Source organism: Pseudomonas sp. SST3 (assembly GCF_003325755.1).
The window spans coordinates 94,935-117,488 of the sequence record NZ_QORI02000005.1; the positions used below are offsets into that span (position 1 = coordinate 94,935).

18 protein-coding genes and 3 pseudogenes are annotated in these 22,554 nt (G+C 60.8%); 7 read left to right on the plus strand and 14 right to left on the minus strand.

Annotation, left to right across the window (positions count from 1 at the left end; translation table 11 throughout):
* Nucleotides 1–89 precede the first annotated feature (89 nt).
* From DQ405_RS06845 to dksA, 4 genes are all read right to left on the minus strand, one after another.
* Entirely contained in the window at nt 90–3,044 is a 2,955-nt protein-coding gene (locus tag DQ405_RS06845; RefSeq protein WP_168423490.1) for a sensor histidine kinase, read from the minus strand.
* The gene (locus DQ405_RS06850) at nt 3,028–3,204 is read right to left on the minus strand and encodes a hypothetical protein (protein ID WP_003095129.1); all 177 of its coding nucleotides are present in this window, start codon (nt 3,202–3,204) and stop codon (nt 3,028–3,030) included. Before DQ405_RS06850 ends, DQ405_RS06845 begins: the two co-directional genes overlap by 17 nt.
* A 132-nt stretch (nt 3,205–3,336) precedes the next feature.
* A complete protein-coding gene (gene gluQRS, locus DQ405_RS06855; protein WP_168423491.1) occupies nt 3,337–4,236 on the minus strand; it encodes a tRNA glutamyl-Q(34) synthetase GluQRS in 900 nt (299 codons plus the stop codon).
* A gap of 94 nt (nt 4,237–4,330) precedes the next feature.
* The gene (gene dksA / locus DQ405_RS06860; RefSeq protein WP_168423492.1) at nt 4,331–4,774 is read right to left on the minus strand and encodes an RNA polymerase-binding protein DksA; all 444 of its coding nucleotides are present in this window, start codon (nt 4,772–4,774) and stop codon (nt 4,331–4,333) included.
* Between the two features lie 193 nt (nt 4,775–4,967).
* Here dksA and DQ405_RS06865 point away from each other — a divergent pair, with 193 nt between their 5' ends.
* Both DQ405_RS06865 and sfsA read left to right on the plus strand, forming a co-directional pair.
* A complete protein-coding gene (locus DQ405_RS06865) occupies nt 4,968–6,140 on the plus strand; it encodes a pyridoxal phosphate-dependent aminotransferase (protein ID WP_168423493.1) in 1,173 nt (390 codons plus the stop codon).
* The gene (sfsA, locus tag DQ405_RS06870) at nt 6,140–6,847 is read left to right on the plus strand and encodes a DNA/RNA nuclease SfsA (RefSeq protein WP_168423494.1); all 708 of its coding nucleotides are present in this window, start codon (nt 6,140–6,142) and stop codon (nt 6,845–6,847) included. The genes DQ405_RS06865 and sfsA overlap by 1 nt, the downstream gene beginning before the upstream one ends.
* A gap of 51 nt (nt 6,848–6,898) precedes the next feature.
* On the opposite strand, the pseudogene DQ405_RS06875 reads toward sfsA, so the two are convergent.
* The 6 genes and pseudogenes from DQ405_RS06875 to DQ405_RS06900 form a co-directional block, all read right to left on the minus strand.
* A pseudogene (locus tag DQ405_RS06875) lies at nt 6,899–8,217 on the minus strand (PQQ-dependent sugar dehydrogenase).
* A 42-nt stretch (nt 8,218–8,259) separates the two neighbouring features.
* Complete coding sequence (locus DQ405_RS06880; RefSeq protein WP_168423495.1) at nt 8,260–8,787, minus strand: MgtC/SapB family protein; 528 nt, start codon at nt 8,785–8,787, stop codon at nt 8,260–8,262.
* Between the two features lie 66 nt (nt 8,788–8,853).
* On the minus strand, nt 8,854–9,876 hold the full coding sequence (locus DQ405_RS06885; protein WP_168423496.1) for a DUF5924 family protein: 1,023 nt from the start codon (nt 9,874–9,876) through the stop codon (nt 8,854–8,856).
* Nucleotides 9,877–9,911: 35 nt separating this feature from the next.
* Nucleotides 9,912–10,505 (minus strand): thioesterase family protein, encoded by a 594-nt coding sequence (locus DQ405_RS06890; protein WP_168423497.1) that lies wholly within the window; start codon nt 10,503–10,505, stop codon nt 9,912–9,914.
* 136 nt (nt 10,506–10,641) lie between these two features.
* Nucleotides 10,642–11,127: a DUF2726 domain-containing protein gene (locus DQ405_RS06895; protein ID WP_342030399.1), complete on the minus strand. Its 486-nt coding sequence runs from the start codon at nt 11,125–11,127 to the stop codon at nt 10,642–10,644.
* A gap of 472 nt (nt 11,128–11,599) precedes the next feature.
* A complete protein-coding gene (locus tag DQ405_RS06900) occupies nt 11,600–12,181 on the minus strand; it encodes an LOG family protein (RefSeq protein ID WP_168423498.1) in 582 nt (193 codons plus the stop codon).
* 746 nt (nt 12,182–12,927) lie between these two features.
* On the opposite strand from DQ405_RS06900, the pseudogene DQ405_RS06905 reads away from it, so the two are divergent.
* Nucleotides 12,928–13,838: pseudogene (locus DQ405_RS06905) on the plus strand (SDR family oxidoreductase).
* 64 nt (nt 13,839–13,902) lie between these two features.
* Here the strand turns inward: DQ405_RS06905 and dauA are convergent.
* Complete coding sequence (gene dauA / locus DQ405_RS06910; RefSeq protein WP_168423499.1) at nt 13,903–15,636, minus strand: C4-dicarboxylic acid transporter DauA; 1,734 nt, start codon at nt 15,634–15,636, stop codon at nt 13,903–13,905.
* A 193-nt stretch (nt 15,637–15,829) separates the two neighbouring features.
* Here dauA and DQ405_RS06915 point away from each other — a divergent pair.
* A pseudogene (locus DQ405_RS06915) lies at nt 15,830–16,111 on the plus strand (PA4642 family protein); the annotation flags it as partial.
* A 317-nt stretch (nt 16,112–16,428) separates the two neighbouring features.
* Entirely contained in the window at nt 16,429–17,934 is a 1,506-nt protein-coding gene (gene mqo, locus DQ405_RS06920; RefSeq protein ID WP_274597407.1) for a malate dehydrogenase (quinone), read from the plus strand.
* 56 nt (nt 17,935–17,990) lie between these two features.
* Here mqo and DQ405_RS06925 read toward each other — a convergent pair whose 3' ends face one another.
* The gene (locus DQ405_RS06925) at nt 17,991–18,197 is read right to left on the minus strand and encodes a hypothetical protein (RefSeq protein WP_168423501.1); all 207 of its coding nucleotides are present in this window, start codon (nt 18,195–18,197) and stop codon (nt 17,991–17,993) included.
* A gap of 164 nt (nt 18,198–18,361) precedes the next feature.
* Between DQ405_RS06925 and DQ405_RS06930 the strand changes: the two genes are divergently transcribed.
* Nucleotides 18,362–18,946 carry a YajG family lipoprotein gene (locus DQ405_RS06930; RefSeq protein ID WP_168423502.1) on the plus strand — a complete coding sequence of 195 codons (585 nt, stop codon included), beginning with the start codon at nt 18,362–18,364 and terminating at the stop codon, nt 18,944–18,946.
* A 224-nt stretch (nt 18,947–19,170) separates the two neighbouring features.
* Here DQ405_RS06930 and DQ405_RS06935 read toward each other — a convergent pair whose 3' ends face one another.
* Nucleotides 19,171–20,547 carry a DUF1329 domain-containing protein gene (locus tag DQ405_RS06935; RefSeq protein ID WP_168423503.1) on the minus strand — a complete coding sequence of 459 codons (1,377 nt, stop codon included), beginning with the start codon at nt 20,545–20,547 and terminating at the stop codon, nt 19,171–19,173.
* 429 nt (nt 20,548–20,976) lie between these two features.
* On the opposite strand from DQ405_RS06935, the gene DQ405_RS06940 reads away from it, so the two are divergent.
* A complete protein-coding gene (locus DQ405_RS06940; RefSeq protein WP_241729854.1) occupies nt 20,977–21,255 on the plus strand; it encodes a hypothetical protein in 279 nt (92 codons plus the stop codon).
* Between the two features lie 22 nt (nt 21,256–21,277).
* Here the strand turns inward: DQ405_RS06940 and DQ405_RS06945 are convergent, their stop codons facing one another.
* A complete protein-coding gene (locus tag DQ405_RS06945) occupies nt 21,278–22,441 on the minus strand; it encodes a 1-acyl-sn-glycerol-3-phosphate acyltransferase (protein WP_174824656.1) in 1,164 nt (387 codons plus the stop codon).
* Between the last annotated feature and the right edge of the window lie 113 nt (nt 22,442–22,554).

Consider the following 22,554-nt stretch of genomic DNA (forward strand, 5'->3'; position numbering starts at 1 on the left):
GCGGTGTCGACTTGTGCAAGCCCTGGTCTGAGCCGTAGCACGTTTTGTCGTGCGTGGCCGGTAGCAGGGCAACAGCGCCCATCGCTTCGTCAATCAATGGCATCTTTCGCCTCGACATACCGTGGCAGGGTAATGCGGAAACGGGTGCCGCGTTGGGTTTCCGGGTCTGCCGGGCTGTCGATATTGATCTGTCCATAATGCTCTTCCACGATCGAATAGACCAGTGCAAGGCCCAGCCCTGTCCCTTCGCCGGGGTCCTTGGTGGTGAAGAAAGGCTCGAACAGGCGGTCCTGAATCGATTGCGGAATGCCGCTGCCTTCGTCTTCGATGATGAGGTAAACGGTCTGTTCGGACAGCTCGCTGCGCACGCGGATTGCGCCGCCGGGCTCCGATGCGTCGCGGGCGTTGGAGAGCAGGTTGATCAGGACTTGGGCGAGGCGCTGCGGATCGCCTTCGGCCAGGTGGCTGGGGTCGCATAGATTAAAGAAATGCACCTCGGTGCCGCGGCGATTGAGCGAGAGCAAGGCGATCGCATCCTGCGCCACCTCGGCCAGGCTCACCGGGTAGAGATCCTGTTGTCTGCTGCCGGCATGAGCGAAGCTCATCAGCGACTGGACGATGCGTGAGACGCGCTTGGTCTGTTCGACGATCTGATTGCTGATCTCGATGATCTCGTTGTCGGCTTCGCGTTCCTCGCGCAGATTCTGGGCCAGGCAGGCAATACCGGTAATTGGATTGCCGATTTCATGGGCGACGCCGGCTGCCAGTCGCCCGATGCTGGCCAGACGCTCGGAATGAACCAGCCGGTCTTCGAGCTGCTGCGTTTCGGTGAGATCTTCAATCAGGAGCACCAGACCGCTGTTACCTGGCGCCAGTGGTTCGGCGATGGCGGCCTTGTGCAGGTTCAGGCAACGGCTGTGGCCGTCCAGCGGCAATCGCTGTTTGTGCAGGTGCTCATCGCGCTGCTGAATGAAATCGGTCAGCAGGCTCTTCCAAGGCTCGGCGATGGTCGACAGGCGTGAGCCCACCACCTGCAATGCGGGGATCTCGGTGAGCTCCTCCAAGGCCCGGTTCCACATCAGGATTTCCTGATCCTTGGCCAGCGAGCAGACACCCATTGGCAGCTCCTGCAGCGTTTGGCGGTGATAGCGACGTAACGCATCGAGCTCGGCTGCCAGGCCGGTCAGGCGTGAGTGGTAGTCCTCCAGGCGACTCTCGATGAAATGAATATCTTCGGTGACATAACCGTCAGCGCCATTCTTGTAGGACAGAAAGTTTTCGACGATATCCTGCGCGACGCTCGGGCCCATCAGGCCGGAGAGGTTCGCCTCGATGCGGTCGCGCAGCCGGCGCAAGGCATAAGGACGATGCTCGTCGAAGGGCAGCTGGAGATCCCGTAGCGCCTGCTCCACCTCGCGTTGTGCGGTCTTGGCGCCCAGTGGCTTGGCCAGCTGGGTGGCGAACTCCTGCGGCGAGGCGGCCATCAGCTCCCGCCGTTGCGGGCGACGCACGTTTTCCACCGCGCAGGCCTCGGCGGCGGCCTGCTCCTCGGCGCTGGTCTCGGTAAACAGCGAGAACAGGGAGAACGCCAGCACGTTTACCGCCAGCGAGGCGATAGCCGCCAGGTGCCAACTGGTGTCATCGAGCACATAAACGACGTTGAACAGTGGGATATAGAACCCATTGAGGTTACCCACCAGTGGCAACAGCATGGTAACCACCCAGACGGCGATGCCGGCTAGCAAGCCGACGATGTAACCGCGGCGGTTGGCGGTCGGCCAGTAGAGCACCGAAAGCACGCCGGGCAGGAACTGCAGTGTGGCAACGAAGGCGACGATGCCCAGATTGGACAGGTCCTGCTCGGCGCCTAGCAGCAGATAGAAGCCGTAACCGGCCATGATGATCGCCAGGATCAGGCTGCGGCGGGTCCATTTCAGCCAGCGATAGATATTGCCTTCGGCCGGTGGTTGGTAGAGCGGCAGCACCAGATGGTTAAGGGCCATGCCCGACAGCGCCAGGGTACTGACGATGATCAAGCCGCTGGATGCAGACAGCCCGCCGATGAACGCCACTAGCGTCAGTGTTTCGCTCTGCGCGGTGAGGCCGAGGCCAAGGGTGAAATACTCGGGATTGGTGCTGACGCCAAGCTTGAGGCCCGCCCAGAGAATCAGCGGCACGGCCAGGCTCATCAGCAGCAGGTATAACGGCAGTCCCCAGCTGGCGCTGACCAGGGCGCGTGGGTTGAGGTTTTCGGTGAAGGTCATGTGATACATGTGCGGCATGACGATGGCCGAGGCGAAGAACACCAGCAGCAGGGTCCGCCAGGGACCTTCTTGCAATGGCGTATGCAACGCCTGCAGTGCCGATTGGTTCTGCAGCAGCCAGATTTCCAGCTGATGCGGGCCGCCGAACACCACAAAAAGTGCATATAAGCCGATCGCGCCGAATGTCAGCAGCTTGACCACTGACTCGAACGCGATGGCGAATACCAGCCCCTCATGCTTTTCCCGCGTGGCGATATGCCGGGCACCGAAGAGAATGGTGAATAGCATGATCATCACGCAATAACCCAGTGCCACCCGTTCTTGCAGGGGCTCGAGCGTGAGAATGCCGATGGCATCGGCCACCGCCTGAATCTGCAAGGCCAGTAGCGGCAGCATGCCGATCAGCATGACGATCGTTGTCAGTGCACCGCTCCAGGTACTGCGGAAGCGAAAAGCGAACAGGTCCGCCAGCGAGGCCAACTGATAGGTGCGGGTGATGCGCAGGATCGGGTAAAGCAGCACCGGCGCGAGCAGAAAGGCGCCGCAGACCCCCAGATAGGTGGCAAGGAAACCGTAACCATATTGGTAGGCCAGGCCCACGGTGCCATAGAACGCCCACGCGCTGGCATAGACGCCCAGCGACAGGGTGTAGGTCAGAGGATGGCGAATCACCCAGCGTGGGATCAGCCCGCGCTCGCTGACCCAGGCCACCCCGAACAGCACCAGCAGATAGGCGACGCTGATCAGGATCAGGTGGCTGAGGCTAAAGCTCGTCTGCATCGCGCTGACTCTGAAGGATGAAGGTCACCACGATAAGGATCAGCCACAGCAGATAGGGCCGGTACCAGGCGCCGTTGGGGTCGATCCACCAGTCCATGATCGCTGGGGAAAACAGGTAGATCCCCACCACCAGGAGCAGCACCAGTCGGTAGATGTACATGCTGGAACTCGTGTCGGAAGTAAGGCGGATGGTAAAGCAGCGGCAAGCGGCAAGCCACAAGCGGCAAGTTAAAGCAAAAGCCGGATAAGCCCACCGGACCCTGATTACGCTTGCTGCTTGCACTTTGCAGCCTTAGCGCAGCTGCGCCTCGGCCAGGGTGCGGCAGCGCGGGATGCGCCCTGCATCCCAGCGTGGGATCGCCCAAGCCAGCAGTTCGCCGGGCAGCGCATAGGCAAGGTCGCTCGCCGTTGGCTGGCCGAGGGCGCGCAGCGCGCGGAGCAACAGCGGCGTGGCTTCTTCCGGCTGTAGCGGTGGCGATCGGTAACGCTTGCCCAGTTTGTGGCCGTCCGGCTGGATGATTAGCGGCACGTGCAGATACCGCGGTTGCGGGAGACCGAGCAGCTCTTGCAGGTAGAGCTGACGGGGCGTGGAGTCGAGCAGATCGGCACCGCGGACGACATCGGTCACGCCCTGCCAGGCGTCGTCGAGCACCACGGCTAACTGATAGGCGATCAGCCCGTCGCGACGGCGGACCACGAAATCACCGACCTCGCGGCCCAAGTGCTGGCGGAACTCGCCCTGCACACGGTCAGTGAATGCATATTCGCGATCGGGCACGCGCAAACGTATGGCTGCACCCGTCACATCCCGGCCGGCATCGCGGCAAAAACCCGGATAGAGCCCGGCGAAGGGTTGCAGTTGTTTGCGCGAGCAGTCGCAGGCATAGGCATGACCGTCCTGCCAGAGCCGATCGATCATTGCGTTGTAGATATCCAGACGCTCGCTCTGGCGCACCATCTTCGCGTCCCACTCGAAACCATAGGCTTCCAGCGCCCGCAAAATGGCGTCCTGCGCGCCGGGCATTTCCCGCGGTGGATCGAGGTCTTCCATGCGCAACAGCCAGCGGCCATCGGCCGCGCGAGCGTCAAGGTAGGAGGCAAGTGCCGCGATCAGCGAACCGAAATGCAGATAACCGCTAGGTGTAGGGGCGAAGCGGCCGATATAGGAGGAGGGTGTAATGGTGGAAGGCATGAGAAGCCGGCTCGGGTGAAGCAGCAGCGAGGCGGGATGCGGCGAGGGCATGCGGTATGAAATGAAGCGGGGCGCCGAAGCGCCCCGTTCGGGATCAGGAACCGATCTGCTTTTCCTTGATCTCTGCCAGCGTCTTGCAATCGATGCACAGCGTGGCGGTGGGGCGGGCTTCCAGACGGCGAATGCCGATCTCAACGCCGCAGGAGTCGCACCAGCCGTATTCGTTGTCTTCGATCAGCTGCAGCGTCTCGTCGATCTTCTTGATCAGCTTGCGCTCGCGATCACGTGCACGCAGTTCCAGGCTGAACTCTTCTTCCTGGCTGGCGCGGTCGGCCGGATCAGGGAAGTTGGCCGCTTCGTCCTGCATGTGATGCACGGTACGATCGACTTCTTCCATCAGCTCCAGCTTCCACTTGTTCAGGATGCCAGTGAAATGAGCGCGCATGTTGTCGCTCATGTACTCCTCGCCCTTGGCTTCCTTGTAGGGCACGAAGGCGCGAATCAATTGGTTATTCGGTGTCGTTTTGGTAATGGGCATGGATGAACGCCTCTCGCTATGTCCATTGCGCAGGATAGTGAAATCCCTCTGCCGGCCCGTGCCGGCCCTGCGGCTGCAAGCGGGCGAACTTACCAGATCGTATCGGGGTGCGCTACTCCCGAATATCACGGTGGCTGCGGTGTCAGAGGGACCTTCGGTAGAATTCACGTTTTGTACTCATCAGGAAGGTCAGATGACCTCGTCATATAGCGCGCGTAGTCGTGCAATCGAACCCTTTCATGTCATGGCACTGCTGGCGCGAGCCAACGAATTACAGGCGCTGGGCCGTAATGTCATTCACCTGGAAATCGGCGAGCCGGACTTCACCACTGCAGCGCCTATCGTCGCGGCCGGCCAGGCTGCCTTGGCGGCGGGCCACACACGCTATACCGCCGCCCGAGGGCTGCCGCAGCTGCGCGAGGCGATTGCCGATTTTTACGCTCAGCGCTATCAACTGTCTATTGACCCCGAACGCGTGCTGATTACTCCCGGCGGATCTGGTGCGCTGTTGCTTGCCAGCAGTCTGCTGGTCGACCCAGGCAAGCACTGGCTGCTGGCGGACCCCGGTTACCCGTGCAACCGGCATTTCCTTCGCCTGATCGAAGGCGCCGCACAGCTGGTCCCGGTGGGGGCCGATGTCCGCTACCAGCTGACGCCCGATCTGGTCGAGCGCTACTGGGACAAGGACAGCGTGGGTGCGCTGGTCGCCTCGCCGGCCAATCCCACCGGTACGTTGCTGACGCGGAATGAACTGGCAGACCTGTCCGCTGCATTGAAAGGGCGCGGCGGGCATCTGGTAGTGGATGAGATCTATCACGGACTGACTTACGGCACCGATGCCGCCAGCGTGCTTGAGGTGGATGACGGGGCCTTTGTGCTCAACAGTTTTTCCAAGTACTTCGGCATGACCGGTTGGCGTCTCGGCTGGCTGATTGCGCCACCGGAGGCGGTCCCGGAGTTGGAGAAACTGGCGCAAAACCTCTACATCAGCGCGCCGACCATGGCTCAGCATGCGGCGCTGGCCTGCTTCGAGCCGGCTACCCTGGAAATTCTCGAGGCACGCCGGGCCGAATTCGGCCTTCGCCGTGATTTCCTGCTGCCAGCCTTGCGCGAACTGGGGTTCGGCATCGCCGTCGAACCCGAGGGTGCCTTCTACTTGTATGCCGATATCAGCGCGTTTGGCGGCGACGCCTATGCCTTCTGCCAGCACATGCTGGAAACCGAGTTCGTGGCCATCACGCCTGGACTCGATTTCGGTCGCCATCAGGCTGAGCACCATGTGCGTTTCGCCTATACCCAGGATTTGCCGCAGCTGGAGCAGGCGGTAGAGCGCATCGCCCGCGGCCTGCAGAGTTGGCAAGGCTGATGCGCTTTGCCACGCCTCTCGAGCAGGGTCGGCTGATCCGACGCTACAAGCGCTTTCTTGCCGATATCGTTACCGATGCCGGTGAGCATCTGTGCATCCACTGCCCGAATACCGGCTCGATGCTTAACTGCATGGGAGAGGGCGCGCGGGTCTGGTTTCAGCGCAACAGCGATCCCAAGCGCAAGCTGCCGGGTACCTGGGAGTTGGTGGAAACGCCGCAAGGGCGCCTGGCCTGCATCAACACCGCCCGCGCCAATCGTCTGGTCGAAGAGGCGCTGCTGGCCGGGGTTGTCGAGGAGCTGAACGGCTTCACTGCGCTCAAGCGTGAGGTGGCCTATGGCGTCGAGAACAGCCGGGTGGACTTCCGGCTGGATTTCGCCGATGGCCCGGCATTCGTCGAGGTAAAAAGCGTGACCCTCGGCTTCGGCGACACCGCCGTGGCGGCCTTTCCGGATGCGGTGACGACGCGTGGCGCACGTCACTTGCGCGAATTGGCCACGCTGGCGCGCGGCGGGGTCCGTGCGGTGCTTCTGTACTGTGTGAACCTGAGCGGGATCGAGGCGGTGCGTCCCGCAAGCGAAATCGATCCGCACTATGCGGCGGCGCTGCATGAAGCGCAGGCGGCGGGTGTGGATGTCCTGGCGTATGGTGTCGAGCTTTCGCACGATGAGATTCGGCTGGTGCGCAGGCTCCCCGTGATTCTGTGATGGCGGGGCGGGGCGATGTGATCGGCCAGTTCCGCCAACTGCTTGCGTTGCTTAATCTCCGCTGGGAGTCACGCGCCAGACGGTGTCGCCAACATCATCGGCAACCAGTATTGCACCGGCTTTGTCGACGGCGATGCCCACCGGCCGGCCCATGGCTTGTTCCTGGTCGTTGACGAAGCCCGTGAGAATATCCTCGGTTTCGCCGCTCGGTCGTCCCTGCTCGAACGGCACGAAGATCACTTTGTAGCCACTGCGGGGTTTGCGGTTCCACGAGCCGTGCTGGCCAATGAAGGCGCCGTGGCGGTAACGCTCCGGTAGCAGGGAACCTTCATAGAACACCAGACCCAGCGAGGCGGTATGGGCGCCGAGGGCATAATCCGGCACCAGTGCCTTTGCCACCAGATCCGGTCGTGGTGGCTTCACCCGCTGGTCAACATGCTGGCCGAAATAACTGTAAGGCCAGCCATAGAAGCCGCCATCCCACACCGACGTCATGTAGTCCGGGACCAGATCGCTGCCGATCAGGTCGCGCTCGTTGACCGTCGTCCATAGCTCGCCGCTGTCCGGCTGCCAGGCCAGCCCGTTGGGGTTACGCAAGCCGGAAGCGAACAGGCGCAGGGTCTTGTTCTCAGGGTTGACTTCGAGGATGGCTGCGCGGTTCTCTTCGGCTGCCATGCCGTTCTCGGCGACGTTGCTGTTCGAGCCACTGGTCACATACAGCCGCGATCCGTCCGGGCTGGCGATTACATTCTTAGTCCAGTGATGATTGATCGGGCCGGCCGGTAGATCGATGACTTTCTCTCCCGCACCCTCGATGCGGGTCGCGCCTTCTTCGTAGGTAAAACGCACCAGAGTGTCGGTGTTGGCGACGTAGAGCTGATTGTCCACCAGCACCATGCCGAAGGGTGAGTTCAGCCCTTCGAGGAAAGCCGTGCGCTGCTCCGGTGTGCCATCACCGTCCTTGTCGCGCAGCAGGGTGATGCGGTTGGCGCTCTCGCCGCCCGAGCCGGCGCGTGCCATGACTTTCTTCATGATCCAACCGCGAATACCTCCGCTCTCTGGCTTGGGCGGGGCATCGCTTTCAGCCACCAGCACGTCGCCGTTGGGTAGTACATGCAGCCAGCGTGGATGGTCGAGATTGCGAGCGAACGCTTCGACGCGAAAGCCTGGAGCTGCTTGTGGCTGCGCTCCAGCCGGCCAGCCGGTTGCCTTGGCAATGTTGACCGTTGGGATATCAGCGACTCGTTAGGTTCCGGGAGCGCAGGGTCTGGCCCGTAGCCCGACTGCACCGGCAGATTGGCGGTATCGCCGCAGCCTGAGAGCGTGAGCGCCAGGGACGCGGCCAACAGACAAGCGTAATGGCGTTGCATGGGAGGCTCCTGGTATGTCGCTGAGTGGTGCGACGCGCTGGGTCAAGGGCCTTGCTCGCGGTCGCGGCCCTGTTTGCTGTCATGCCGGGCAGTTTTCGAGGCGTGCTGCTCCAGTTTCGGCATCAGCAAAAAAATTACCAGTGCGAAGCCCGTCGTGAGCACTGCGGTGGACTCGTGCCCCAGCCCGGTGGCGACACCGATGGCGGCGGTCAGCCAGATTCCGGCTGCTGTGGTCAGGCCTTTGACGTCCCGCTGCGAGCTGCCCTTGAGGATAGTACCTGCGCCGAGAAAGCCGATCCCCGTGATGATGCCCTGCATCACTCGCGACAAATCCTCGAGTGGCATACCGGCTTCCAGCGGTACCAGCACGAACAGCGCCGCGCCCAGTGCCACCAGCATGTGGGTTCGCAACCCGGCCGCCTTGCCCTTGTACTCTCGTTCATAGCCCAGCACACCACCGAGCGCCGCCGCCAACAGCAGCCGTATGGATACGCGAATGCCATGTTCCAGATCGGGGATGTCGGAAAATTCCGACGCAACGGTGCGGCCCAATATCTCCCACCATTCCATGTCTTCCCCCGGCTAGCTCGGCGATCGCATGTATCTAAATGTTCGAGTCATGCCGCGCATCACGGTTCATTCGGTGACCTCGAAACGCAGCATGCCGATCATTTGGCCGGCTTCGGTCATGACTCGTACGCGCCAACGGCCTTGGGCCTTGTCAGGAAAATTGCGCTTATGGGTCCAGGCGCGGTAGCCCGCATCGCGTCCTCCGCTGATGTCCAGCGGTATGCGGTCGACACGCCGGCCGTTGTGTTCCCATACATGAAAGATGCGTTCCTTCAGCCCCCGCGGTGCGTTGATCGCGGTAAAGGCGTAGAGGCCATTGCCGTGAAGCTCGCGCCTGGATAGCTGACGCAGGCGGTTGCCGGGCTCGCGTGATGCGTCGTCCATGCTCATGGTCACCGCGACATCATTGAGCCAGAGCGTAGCCGGCGGTACCCAGGTACGACCCATCCAGCCGGCTAGCCCGACGATTACCGCCAGTAGTGGAACGGCCACCATGCTTTTCCAGTTCCATTCCGGGAACAACCCTCTGAGGCTGGGTAGCGCCAGCAGAACCGCGATGATTAACGCACAAAGGTAGCTCTGCGGCGTGGACAGGTGAAAGATGATGGGCAGCGCAGTCAGCAGAACCGCGAACAGCGTCAGGGCATGGAATGCCAGATAGACCCAGCGACGCGGTGCCAGCCACTTGTAGTAAAGCGGGTCGACCAGCGAGATCAAGGCCGCGACGCCCAATATCACCGTGAATACCGCCTGCCCGCTGTTCCAGGTGGTGGTGATGAAGAAGAACGGAATGATGAAGAACAGGCTTTCCTGATGCACCATCTGCGTGACGTAGCGCAGCACGGGACGTGGCACTTTCCAACCGAAATGGCGCTCCAGGCGGCGGCGCAGGCTGTTTTCCAGCATCAGCCAGAGCCAGCTGGCCAGCATGGTCGCCGCGATCACCTTCGCCAAACCGGCATGGCGCTCCACCAGTACAAAACTGGCAATACCCGAGCAGAAGCCAAATAGCGCCACTGTGCCCGGATAGCGGCGAATTAACCGTGAGCCCTGTTCGAACAGCGCGGCAAGGCGGGATTTCAATGGCATGTAGATTTCACGTCAAGAATCGTCCCTGGTTGTGGTCATGGCCAGTTTTGCGCGAGGGCATCGTCCCAAGCCTGCAAATAGTCTGGCTTTTCTGTGCAGCCGGCGCTGCCGAGGAGCATTGACGGGGCGATAGTCTGTCGCCCGTGTTTGAATTTCATCTTCACCAGCACACAGGCACAACGAACGGGGCCGCTGAGGAACACATGCTCAAAGTAGGTAACGCGGGCGTCGTGATAGATCACTCGCGATTCAATCTTCAACCAGCTGAAGAGCTTGATCGGCGCGGTGAAGCGAATAAGGACCGAGGCGTTGACGAAGGCATAGCGTTGGCGCACCAGCGTGCCAAAAAGGCCGGTGCGTGCGAGAAAATCGATCTGCGCTGCCTCGGTCAGACGTAGATAGCGGTCACTCTTGAGTTTGATAGCGCCTACATCCAACGGGGTCACCAGAAAGCGGCTGGACAGCCTCTGGTCCGGCGTGTTGCGCTCGCGGCGTAGCAGCGCCAGAAGCAAAGTCAGTACGTTGCGCAGCAAACCACCCATTATCGAATTCCTTTCTCCAGAGACACCGCTGGGCGCAGAGAGCCAGGAATTGCTCCGCTCCTCAAGATCAATCAACTCGGGCAGCATTGTGACGCCCTGTTTCTCCGCAGCCTGTCACTTCGGTCAACTGCAGCGCTGTTGGCTTCTGCTTCGAGTGCCGGTTCGGGGCATTGCTCCGTTATGCATCACAAGTGTGGCGGTCGAGTGGTTCGTGGCGATGCGGTTAGGTAGCCGCTGCGGTCGCCTTGTCAATCGCGGTGCGAACATCGCCGTATGAACGTGCCGTTTCGGGAGCCAGGCGTACCAAGGGCAAGCCGATCGTTTGGCAAAGCTCATCGAGAAAGGCATTCGAATCAGATGCCTGCTCCATTTCGATGGCGCAACGAGGCTCCAGCGTGGTCCGGTCACAAAGAAGAAAGTCGAAGCGTGCCGCGGATATCCGGTTGACGGCCTGGTACCAGGGGGATCGCCGGGGAATCGCCGTCACTTCGACCACATCGGCAACTCGCACCTTGCTCAGGATCAAATGATCGTCACCGGCCGCTTGTTGCAGCAATGCCAACAGCTCGCCTTCGCTCGGTTGAAAGAATGGATGTTTCAGTTGATATGGCATCCGTACGGCGGGATGGTTGAACTGTCGCTGCTTGATAAGGAAGACCAGGGCGAAGCAGACGAAAGCCACCAGCACCAATCCGAGAAAGGAGGTCACTGAGAGCCTGCCTTATATGGAAGCGGCTGGATCTCCAGAGGAGACAAGATATGCATGGGCTGTCCTGACGTGTTCTGCATGATCGTTTGAACGAGCAGAAGCAGGGGAGTTCGTTCCGAACAGCACGGTAGTTATCCAAGGTAACTGTGCAGCGATCTGTGGATAAGCTATGGGCTGACCGTCCGGAGCCGTGCGGCACTAGCGTTGGCGTTGGCTGATCACGCTTTGATCAATGCTTGGAAGCGGTGCTGGTACGCACAGCAGCACGTCTTGTACAAGGCATTAGCGACTGTTTCGTAACGGTTTTTTTGCTGGATTCGGATTGTTGACCGACACTTATCCCCGTTTGCTGTGGAGAGAGTTGTGGATAACAGCCCGTAAAGTCGTCGAGAGCGCCATGGCATGGCTGTTGCGGAAAGCTGTTTATTTTTCATACAGCTTTCCGCCCACGACACCGGGGGGCTTGTTCAGGTCACTGGGCATTCTGCCAGCGGCTATGAATACTCGGCTGCCAAGCGTTAAGCCGCTGCAAGAGATTCCGAGGAGAGTCGCTGCGCTGCAACATAGAGCGGTATTTCATTTTCACAAAGCCCTCCTCGACGAGATGATCCAGGAAGTGGCTCAGCTTGCTATAGAACTGGTTGGTGTCCAGGAGCCCGAGCGGCTTGCTGTGATAGCCCAGCTGGCCCCAGGTCCAGACTTCGAACAATTCTTCCAGGGTGCCAAGGCCGCCCGGCAGCGCGATGAAGGCATCGGAGAGTTCGGCCATGCGTGCTTTGCGCGCATGCATGCCGTCGACCACCTCTAGTCGCGTCAGGCCTGTATGGCCGATTTCAAGCTCTTTTAAGCTGCGGGGAATAATGCCGATCACTTCGCCACCGGCCGCCATGGCGGCATCAGCCACCACACCCATCAAGCCAACCGCACCGCCGCCATAGATCAGTCGGATGCCATTCTCCGCCAGGGTCTGGCCCATCGCGATGGCAGCTTCTCGATAGATGGGGTTGGCGCCCGTACTGGCACCGCAGAATATGCAGATCGATTGCAGGGACATCGCTCACTCCGTCATTCACGTGGCCGGCAGATTAACCCCGACGCCAGGTGGAGGTCACGGGGATCGCATCAGCCTACAAGGCATCTCTCGCTGCAGCCGCCACTGACAGCCAGTGCGTAGTTGGCGAACAACGTCTGAAAAAGGTCGAAGCTGGACATGATGGCACCTTGGCGCTGCTTTGATGGGCGAAAGGCTAATTGACCTGCGCGCCGGGCGGCTCTTAGTTTCTGAATATCGCTTCGATAGCATTTTCGTTCGGTTATCCCCTGTCGCTGTGCAATGTTCTGTGGATAACCTCTGAGTGGGTTGCTCGAGGACGCGCCGCCAGTCGCATTGCGGCAATTGTACGATTCTTGATCAAACCGCTAGCTTGCTCCGTAAGCGTTTGAATTCAGAAGCTTTACCAGGAGTACCGAGGGCTGAGAAAGCTCGGTAAAGCAGCTTGAAGTTATCAAAGATAGCTGTGGGGTGTTCTGTGGATAAGGTGGGGGAACAAGCGGGAATGCCCCGGTGCGCCTGGGTTGCGGGTGGTTGGGCAAAAACTAGCCAGTCGTTGCCTCTGCGGCGACAGCTCAGGAGCAGGCTCTCCATCGGTCACGGCCTGCTTCGGTCGTGGCCCGCCATCATCCCGCAGCGTTATGCCGGGGCATTCATTCGCGGGCGTTTGATTGTGAGCCGAGTTGGCCTCGTCGACACTCGCCGGCATTGCAACGTCATCCAATAACAATTTGCTGGAGGAATGCCGAATGAGTGAAGCCATCCGCTTCGAAGACAAGGTGGTAATCGTGACTGGCGCTGGTGGCGGACTCGGTCGCGCCCATGCGCTGCTATTCGCCCGTCATGGCGCCAAGGTTGTCGTCAACGATCTCGGCGCAGTGCTCAGGGCGAGGGCGCCAACAGCTCGGCGGCCGATCGGGTGGTGGAAGAGATTCGCCAGGCCGGCGGCACGGCGGTGGCCAACCACGACTCGGTTACCGACGGTGAGAAGATCGTGCAGCATGCGCTCGATGCCTTCGGACGCATCGACGTGGTGGTGAACAACGCCGGCATCTTGCGCGATAAAACGTTCCACAAGATGGACGATGCCGACTGGGACCTGGTGTACAAGGTTCACGTCGAAGGCGCCTACAAGGTTACCCGCGCGGCCTGGCCGCACATGCGCGAGCAGGGTTATGGCCGGGTGATCTTCACCGCGTCCACCTCCGGCATCTACGGCAACTTCGGTCAGTCCAACTACGGCATGGCGAAGCTTGGCCTCTACGGGCTGACCCGCACCCTGGCCCTGGAAGGCCGCAAGAACAACATCCTGGTCAATGCCATCGCGCCTACCGGCGGCACGCGGATGACCGAAGGCCTTATTCCTCCGCAGGTTTTCGAACAACTCAAGCCTGAGCTGGTAAGCCCGCTGGTGGTGTATCTGGCAAGCGAGCAATGCCAGGAAACATCCGGACTGTTCGAAGTGGGCGGCGGCTGGATGGGCAAAGTGCGCTGGGAGCGCAGTCTAGGCGCCGGTTTCGACCCAAGGGCAGGCTTCGATGCCGAAGATGTTGCGGCCAACTGGCAGCAGATCTGCAATTTCGAAAACGCCGCGCATCCGGCTGACAATATGGAAGCGTTGAAGGAAATGATGGCCAACCTGCAGAAGCACGCCGGCTAATTCTGCCAGGCGGTCAGGCCGAAAGGAGCATGGGCTATCCCCGCCTTTCGACCGGCCTGTCGTGTCAGCCAGCGGCTGCGCTCACCGCACCTGCTGGCAGCAGGCGCAAGGCTTTTGCCCGCGCCTGGGTAAGATCGCGCACGTAATGCAGCTGCCCTTCAAGCAGGTGAATGCCGGCGCGACGCAGCTTGAGCCTCACCCGTGCGTTGCTGCCGCAAAGGATCAGTGCGATACCCTGCTTTCGATAATCCAACAGAACATTTTCCAGCGCCGCGAGCGCGGTCATGTCCAGCATCGGCACATTACTGATATCGACAATGACGACCTTTACCTCGGGATTGAAGCGTCGCAGCACGCTCAACGCCTTCTCCGCAGCGCCAAAGAACAGCGGTCCGCGGATCGCGTAGGCGGCGACGTGCTCGGGTAGATCCTGTAGCAGCTGGCTCTGGCCGGAGCGCAGGCTCGTGGTATCGGTCAGCTCGCTCATGCGCTTGATGAACAGCCCAGCCGCCAGCAACAGGCCGACCCCGACCGCCAGGACCATATCGAACAACACTGTCAGGGTCAGGCAGGTCAGCAGAACCAGCACATCGCTGCGAGGTGCGATGCGCAGGGTCTTGAGTACGTGCGGCGCTTCGCTCATGTTCCAGGCCACCATGAGCAGAAGCGCCGCCAGGGCGGCCATCGGCAGATAACTGAACAGCGGCGCCAGCCAGAGGATAGCCACCAGCACGACGCCGGCATGAATGATCGCCGCCAGTGGTGAGAAGGCGCCGGCGCGCACGTTGGTGGCGCTGCGGGCGATAGCAGCGGTGGCGGTGATCCCGCCGAACAGAGGAGCGATCAGGTTGCCGATGCCTTGTCCCAGAAGTTCGGCATTCGGATCGTGGTTGCTGCCGGTCATGCCATCGGCCACCACCGCGCAGAGCAGCGACTCGATGGCCCCCAGCATGGCGATGGCGAACGCCGGCGCGAGCAGTTGACGGAACAGCTCGAAGCTCAGCGTCAGCGGTTGCCCATCGGGGCCTGACAACAGCCAGGGCCAGGCGAAGTCCGGTAGGAACGGCGGTATGCCTGGATGCGCCACGCCGTCTGCGCTATAGCTGAAGCGTTCGCCGAGCGTGGCCACGGCGAGGCCTGAGGATTCCAGTGCCGTTCCGGCCAGGGCGCCGACGATGAGCGCCACAAGATGGCCGGGCACGCGGGGCACCAGTCGCGGCCAGATGATCAAGGTTGCCAGGCAGAGCGCGGCAACAAGCGCGTCGCCGGTTTGGGCGCTGGGCAACGCGCGAACCAGCAGGGCCAGCTGTTCCACATAATGTTGAGGTTGTTCGGTGAGGGTCAGTCCGAGCACATCCTTGAGTTGCAGGGTCGCGATGACGATGCCGATCCCCGCTGTGAAGCCCAGCGTCACTGGATAAGGCACGAAGGTGATCAGCTTGCCCGCGCGCAGCAGCCCGAGTGCTATCAGGATCAGCCCGGCGAGCATCGTGCAGAGGAGCAGGCCACCGACGCCGAACTGTTGCGTGATCGGTAGCAGAATCACAACGAATGCCGCCGTGGGCCCGGATACGTTGAATCTGGAGCCCCCGGTCAGGGCGATCAGCGGCGCGGCGATCAGCACCGTATACAGGCCATGTTGTGGTGCAACCCCCACCGCAATCGCCAGCGCCATCGCCAATGGAATGGCGATTATTCCGACCGTTATTCCTGCCGCGATGTCACCGCGTAGCTCGCGGCCACCGTACCCAGATCGCAGGGTTTGACGCCAGGCGGCGAATAGCGGTGGAAGATTCATGCAGACCGGTCCTTGTGTGCAAAGCGCAAGTATAAGCACAGGCCTCGCCGGGAGCTTTGCCCACGCTCAATATCGCTGCCAAATTATGGTTTTTCGCGTACGACCTTGGTCGCAAGCGCATCTGGCGCGTTGAGTGCACTCGCCTCGCGGAGTAAACTGCCGCCCCCGTAAGGCCCGTCGGACCGGAGAGACCATGCGCAAAGACAAGAAGAAGGTGATCGGCGAAGAAGTCAGCAATGAATCGATCAAGTTGTTTCTCGAGCCGGAACCGGCTGACGAGACACCGCCGTCGCTGCACAAGCTGATCAAGGCCTATCGAGGTTTGCGGGTTGATGATTTCGAGCGTTTTCTCGGGTTCTTTGTCGAAGCCGGATTCGATCTGAACGCAAAGGACGCCAAGGGGCAGGATTTCGTTGCTCTGGTCGCCGACCAGCGCCAGGCGGAGCCCTACATCGAACTGATCAGGGCCGCGCGCGCTGATTCATTCACCTCCGGGGAAGGCCTCCGAGGCAGGCATTACTGTTGTACAGGCTGCGCAACCGACAGCCACAATCGATTTTCTCGCTGCATGTGTCCCGTAGAGCCCCGGCCTGTCGCCCTGCTCCGGGAGAACATCGGAGCGAGAGGGAGGAGGCCAAAAGCCGTTCTCCCGACAGCGGGCAGGCATCCTGAGATGCTCGCCTTCGGGCACAAGCCCGAGCAGCGGTGTAGAGACTTCCTCCGTTTCTAGCCGCCTGGCTGGTGGTTCTACGCGATTGCGTACTGCGGTCGTGACAGTTTAATGCTGTGATTCTGGAGAACGCGTTAATGACGCAACACGATAGCGAAGCCGTGGATTTGGTGCTGGTGGGAGCCGGCATCATGAGTGCGACTCTGGCGGTACTGCTCAAGGAACTCGATCCCAACATCAAGCTGGAGATTGTCGAACTGCAAGAATCCGGGGCCGTGGAAAGCTCGAATCCCTGGAACAATGCTGGCACCGGCCACGCCGGGCTGTGTGAGTTGAACTACACGCCGGACAGCAAAGACGGTTCGATCGACATCAAGAAAGCCGTCACCATCAATACCCAGTTCGAGGTCTCCAAGCAGTTCTGGGCGTACCTGACGGGCCGCGAGGGCTTCGGCAGCCCCCGTGACTTCCTCAACGTCGTGCCCCACCTGAGCTTCGTCCGCGGCGCCAAGAATATCGACTATCTCAAGCGCCGCTTCGATGCGCTCAAGACTCATCATGCGTTCGAAGGCATGGTCTACACCGACGACCGCGCCACGATGGAAGAGTGGATGCCGTTGATGATGCCGGGTCGCCCGGTGGATGAGCCGATCGCCGCAACCCGCGCCCTGAACGGTACAGACGTCAACTTCGGTGAGCTGACTCGACAGATGCTGGTGTATCTCGAGGCCAAACCGGGCGTGAAGATGTCTTATTTCCAGAAGGTCACAGGCCTGGAGCGCAATGGCAAAGGCTGGCGCGTGGAGATCAAGAACACGCGTGACGGAAGCAGTCGCGAGCTCGACGCCGGCTTCGTCTTCCTCGGCGCTGGTGGTGCAGCCTTGCCGCTGCTGCAGATGTCGGATATCGAAGAAGGCAAGGGCTACGGCGGTTTCCCTGTCAGCGGCCAGTGGCTGCGCTGCGATAATCCGGAAATCGTCAAGCAGCATCAGGCCAAGGTTTACAGCCTGGCTGCCGTAGGCGCACCGCCGATGTCCGTTCCTCATCTGGACACGCGCGTCGTGGATGGCAAGAAGTCGCTCCTGTTCGGGCCTTATGCCGGCTTCACCACCAAGTTCCTCAAGCATGGTTCGCCGCTTGATCTGCCGATGTCGATCCGGCCGAGCAATATCAAGCCGATGCTGGCGGTCGCGCGTGACAACATGGACCTGACCCGCTACCTGATCAAGGAAGTCCGGCAGTCCATGGAGGATCGCCTGGAAACCCTGCGTGGCTTCTATCCCGAGGCGAAGGCCGAAGACTGGCGCCTGGAAGTGGCTGGTCAGCGCGTACAGATTATCAAGAGGGATCCGAAGAAAGGCGGCATCCTGCAATTCGGAACCGAGCTGGTATCGGCGCGGGACGGTTCCATTGCCGCGTTGCTGGGTGCTTCGCCGGGTGCTTCGGTGACGGTGTCGATCATGCTCGATCTCATCGAGCGTTGCTTCCCGGAACAGGCCAAGAGCGAAGACTGGTCTCGCAAGCTTGACGAGATCTTCCCGGCTCGCGAGAAAGTGCTGGAAGCTGATCCGGTGGTTTACCGTGACGTAACTACCATGGTCGACAAGCGTCTTGGGCTAGCCGACTAGGTCAGACGTACCGGGGCATCCGAAGCCGCGCAGCTTGCATGAGCCGCGCGGCTTTTTCATGTCCGTGGAGCGCAGCGCGTTGGATAGGCTGTGTGCGGCAACGATTGGCCGATCATGCCGAGGCAGATTTCGTCTACCTCAACCCAGCGATCACCATGCGGCGGCGCGATGGAGGTCAGCAGCATGCGACAGCGCCGCTGATCATCGAGCAGGACGTAATGGCGCGGTGCCGGGCGCCGGAGCAGGGCAGTCAGTAGTGACATGGATGTGCTTCCTGAAAGGTCTCGGCGCGTTATCGCACAGTGTTGTTGCGGTTAGGTGAATGGAACATTGCCGCTGTCGGACGGGTCTTTAGCGCATCAGCTGTCAGCGTGTTGCGGGGCTGGTTATACTGCGCGCCATCATTCTTGATCTGGAGAAAGACAGCATGCTGAAACGCCTGTTGTTCAGTCTTGCCGCCGTGTCGGTACTGGCCCTGGCCGGTTGCGCACATAGCCCGCAGCAACTCGATCCAACTCCCAAAATCACTGGCACCATCAACCCTGTTGGCCAGGGGCAGCCGGTATCGGTGCGGGTGGTGGACGGGCGTCCGTCTCCGACGCTGGGCACCCGCGGTGGCCTGTATCCGGAAACCAGCGCGGTGATCGTGCCGAAGGCGAAGGTGGTACCCAAGCTGCAGGCTCAGGCAGAAGCAGCGGTTCGCCTGCTTGGCTTCACGCCGTCGCCCAATGCTTACAATGCTCCACAGCTGACGTTGACGCTTGCCGAACTCAAATATCAATCGCCGAAGGAAGGCCTCTATGTCACTGAGGCGACGATCGGCGCAACGTTCCGCGTCGAAGTGCAGAACGGCGGTCGTCGCTACACCGGACGGTATGGCGCCTCGCTGAATCAGCGTTTCGGTATGGCCCCGAACGAGCAGACCAACACCAAACTGGTGAGTGAGGTGTTGAGCGATGCGCTGAGCCGCGCGTTCCGTGACCAGAACATCGGTCAGGTGCTGGCCCAGTAAGCCGACCACGGTTGTGAACGAAACCCGCATCTCGATGCGGGTTTTTTGTTTGCGATATAGGTTCTGGAGGGCGCTTGAAGTGTTGTGCGTGCAGTGTCATCAGGCGTTACCGCCTGGTTGTCGCTGGGACATAGGCAGAGGCGAGCGCAGTCTTCACCTGCACAAACGAAAACGCCCCGTCAGGCCGGGGCGTTTCCATGGGCGGATGGCCCTAAAGCGCTAAATCAGCGCACGCCGGAGTTGCGCAGGGCCGCCGGGGTGTACTGATTGGAGCTGGCTTCGTAGTTGTAGACGTAAGGGTTCTTTTCCTCGTTCTTCATACCCATCACCAGATAGCGACCAGACACCAGGTCGTACAGGGTTTCCATCGAATACAGCGGCACTTGCACGTTGAAGAAGTACTGAGAGTGCGCCTCGGCGACGCGCCACAGTGTGTCACGGCCGTCATAGTGGTCGATGACCGCAGCTTGCCAAGTGTCTTCGTCGATGAAGAAGTTGCGCTTGGCATAGATATGGCGCTCGCCGCTCTTCAAGGTCGCCTCGACTTCCCAGACGCGGTGCAGCTCGTAGCGGGTCAGGTCCTGATTGATGTGGCCCGCCTTGATGATGTCGTCATATTTCAGCTGCGGCGAATCCAGGCGGTAGGAGTTGTAGGGAATGTACATCTCCTTCTTGCCCACCAGTTTCCAGTCGTAGCGATCCGGTGCGCCGTTGAACATGTCCAGGTTGTCGGAGGTGCGCAGGCCATCGGCTGCGGTACCCGGGCCGTCGTAGGCTACCTGCGGGGCCCGGCGCACACGGCGCTGGCCTGCGTTGTAGATCCACGCCATGCGCGGCTCCTTCACCTGGTCCAGGGTTTCGTGGACCAGGAGGACGTTACCGGCCAGTCGCGACGGCTCGGTGACTTGCTGCTTGAAGTAGAACAGGACGTTGCCGTGTTTTTCGGCGTTGTAGTCGCGCAGAGTGTCGGTGTAGACCACCTCATCGACGAACTTGACCAGGTTGTAGCTGCCATTCACCTGTGGAGTGGCCTGGGCAACGATTCGACGGGCTGAGCCACCCCGGTAGCGGGTGATGTGGTTCCAAATCACTTCCAGGCCATCCTGGGGGAGCGGGAAAGCGACCGCAGTGTCGAAATTAGCCAGCCCGTTGCCGCCGCGGACCAACTCGGTGTGGGTCGCATTCTTTTTCGCCGCGTCGTAGATCCGCTGGGGTACGGCGGCACTGCGGCGGGTCTCGAAGACCGGCAGACGATAGGTTTCAGGGTAACGCTTGAGCATGGCGATCTGGCCGGGGCTCAGGTTGTCCTTGTACTGCTCGAAATTCTGCGCGGTGATGGTGAATTTTGGCTTGTCGTTCGGATACGGATCGCTGACGAAGCCATCGGCGCTGACGCTGGCGGCATCCTGCGGCAAGCCGCCTGTCCAGGCGGGAATCGTGCCGGCGGCGTTACCAGCCTTTTCGGCGCCGATGGGCGTCAGGCTGTCGCCCAGCTTAGCCGCTTCCGACTCGGACACCGCTGCCTGGGCTCCGCTTGCCAGCAGAGCGCTTGCCAGCAAAGAGAGTGTGAGGGCCCCCGTCTTTAACTTGTTTTTATTCATTGTTCGGTCCTGTTGATTCGGTAACTGGTTCCCTGCAAGCGATGCCGTAAGCGCGGCACTTGCAGGTGGCGACTTCCACGAAAAAGGTGGCGGGCCGCAGGCCCGGTAAAAATCACGTCACAGACGCAGCGATCACAAGTTGCCGTTTGCTCGACTCCGCGGCAGTCCCGTCTGGTTGCTCAAGCCAGGCGCACGCTCTATTTCGGTTGTTCGAGGCAAGATGAGGGTGAAGCTGGAAGGGACTATAAGTCAACAATCGAGACGGCACCTATCTGCATAAATGGCGCAAATACCCGGCAAATTGCCATCTCTTGGTTACGTTCCGCTTGGTCGGGAAACGGCTGAATCCGCTGGCGCGTTTCGGTAGACTCCGTTGCCGATTTTTGGCATTTCAAAGGCCGGTGTTTCTCGGTCTTCGTGGAGGTTCGGTTGTCACTGAGTATCGATTTATCGGGGCTGGCCAGCTTCGGCCCTGTGCTCAACTCGATGGCGTTGCTGATCGCGCTCGGCGGTGCCTGGTTGCTGCTGGCGACGCGCTGGCGTCAGCAACTTGCGAGTCAATCAGCGCATCCGATCGGCACCCGCGGGCCGGTCGTCGAGCTGATTGGCGCGGCGGCAACCCAGCGAATCGACCGGTTCTTCTATGGCTTTGGTTTCAGCAGCCTGGGGCTGGCCTGGCTGCTTTCCTCGCTCACCCGGCTGATCTAGCTGCCTGCCGGGCATCGCTTCCTCAGAGGCTCAAGCCTGCCTTCAATCGGTGCTGATTACGTACCGGTGTGGCGTACTGCTGGATCAGGTAAGGCTGTTGCACGCTCGGGCAGGCGGCCAGGCGCTTGCTCCATTCCGCCTCGGCACGCGCGATTTCCTCCGTGCTGAACAGTTCGGTGAGCTCAGGTATCGCCAGCCCTGGGTCGCGTCCGTCCCAGATCCGGTACGCCAGATAATTAACCGGAAACAAACGGTAGTCACAGAGAATCTGCTGGTCGATGGCGCTTGCGAGCTGCTTGGGATCATCCGGGACGTCGGTGATAGGGGTGCCGAAGTTGACGTGAACGCGGCCTTTATAACCGGTGATACCGAGTGCGATGCTGGTGTCGTCTTCTCCCGGCGCCTTGGTGTAGGTGCCGGTGCTGGACCGGATGTAGAGCTCTCGAGCCTTGGCTTGGTCGCAGGGGTCATATTCGTAGCTGATCGATACCGGGGTGGGCCGCAGCGCTGCCATGGCTTCAGCGAAAGGCTCGTCCTTGCGGCTCATGTGGAGCATTTTCAGGATCGCCGAGTCGGTGCGGTCGTCACCGTCCTTCGCGCGGCCCTCGGCCTGGGCGATCCAGATCGATTCGCCATCATTGCGAATCGAGTGGTTGATGTAGGCGGAGAGCACCTGGTAAGCCGCGAGCTTCTCGCGTCGGCCAGTGACCGAACGGCGTACGATGAAACTTTTGTTCAGCCGCATCAGGTCGCTGACGAATGGCCGCTGCAAGAGGTTGTCGCCAATGGCGATGCGCGGCGTGCGCATCTTTGCCTGGAACACCGCGTAGTTGACAAAAGCCGGATCCATCACGATGTCGCGATGGTTGGCCAGAAACAGATAGGCACAGCCGGGCTGCAATTTTTCCAGCCCTGAATAGGTGATGCCATCGGTGGCGCGCTCAATGGTCCGGTCGAGGTACATCTCGATCCGTGCCTGCAGCGTGTCGATCGAATGAATGCTGGCGAACTCACGTTTAAGGCGTTGCGCTATAAGCGGCTTAAGCATCCAGCCCATCGGGCCGGCCAGCCGTGGAAAGCGAAAGTGCGCCAGAATGTCGAGGAACTCCCGGTCGGCGAACAACCGCGCCATCACGGCAGGGACTTCAGCGTCGGCATAGGGTCGGATGGCTTCGAATTCGTCCATCATGTTCTCTGTAAGGGGAAACTGAATAACCCCAAACGTTTCGGGGTCGAAGTTAGGTCTGTTGACGTTTCAACGCGGCGCACCGCACAAGCGGGTAAGCGCAGGGCAATAGC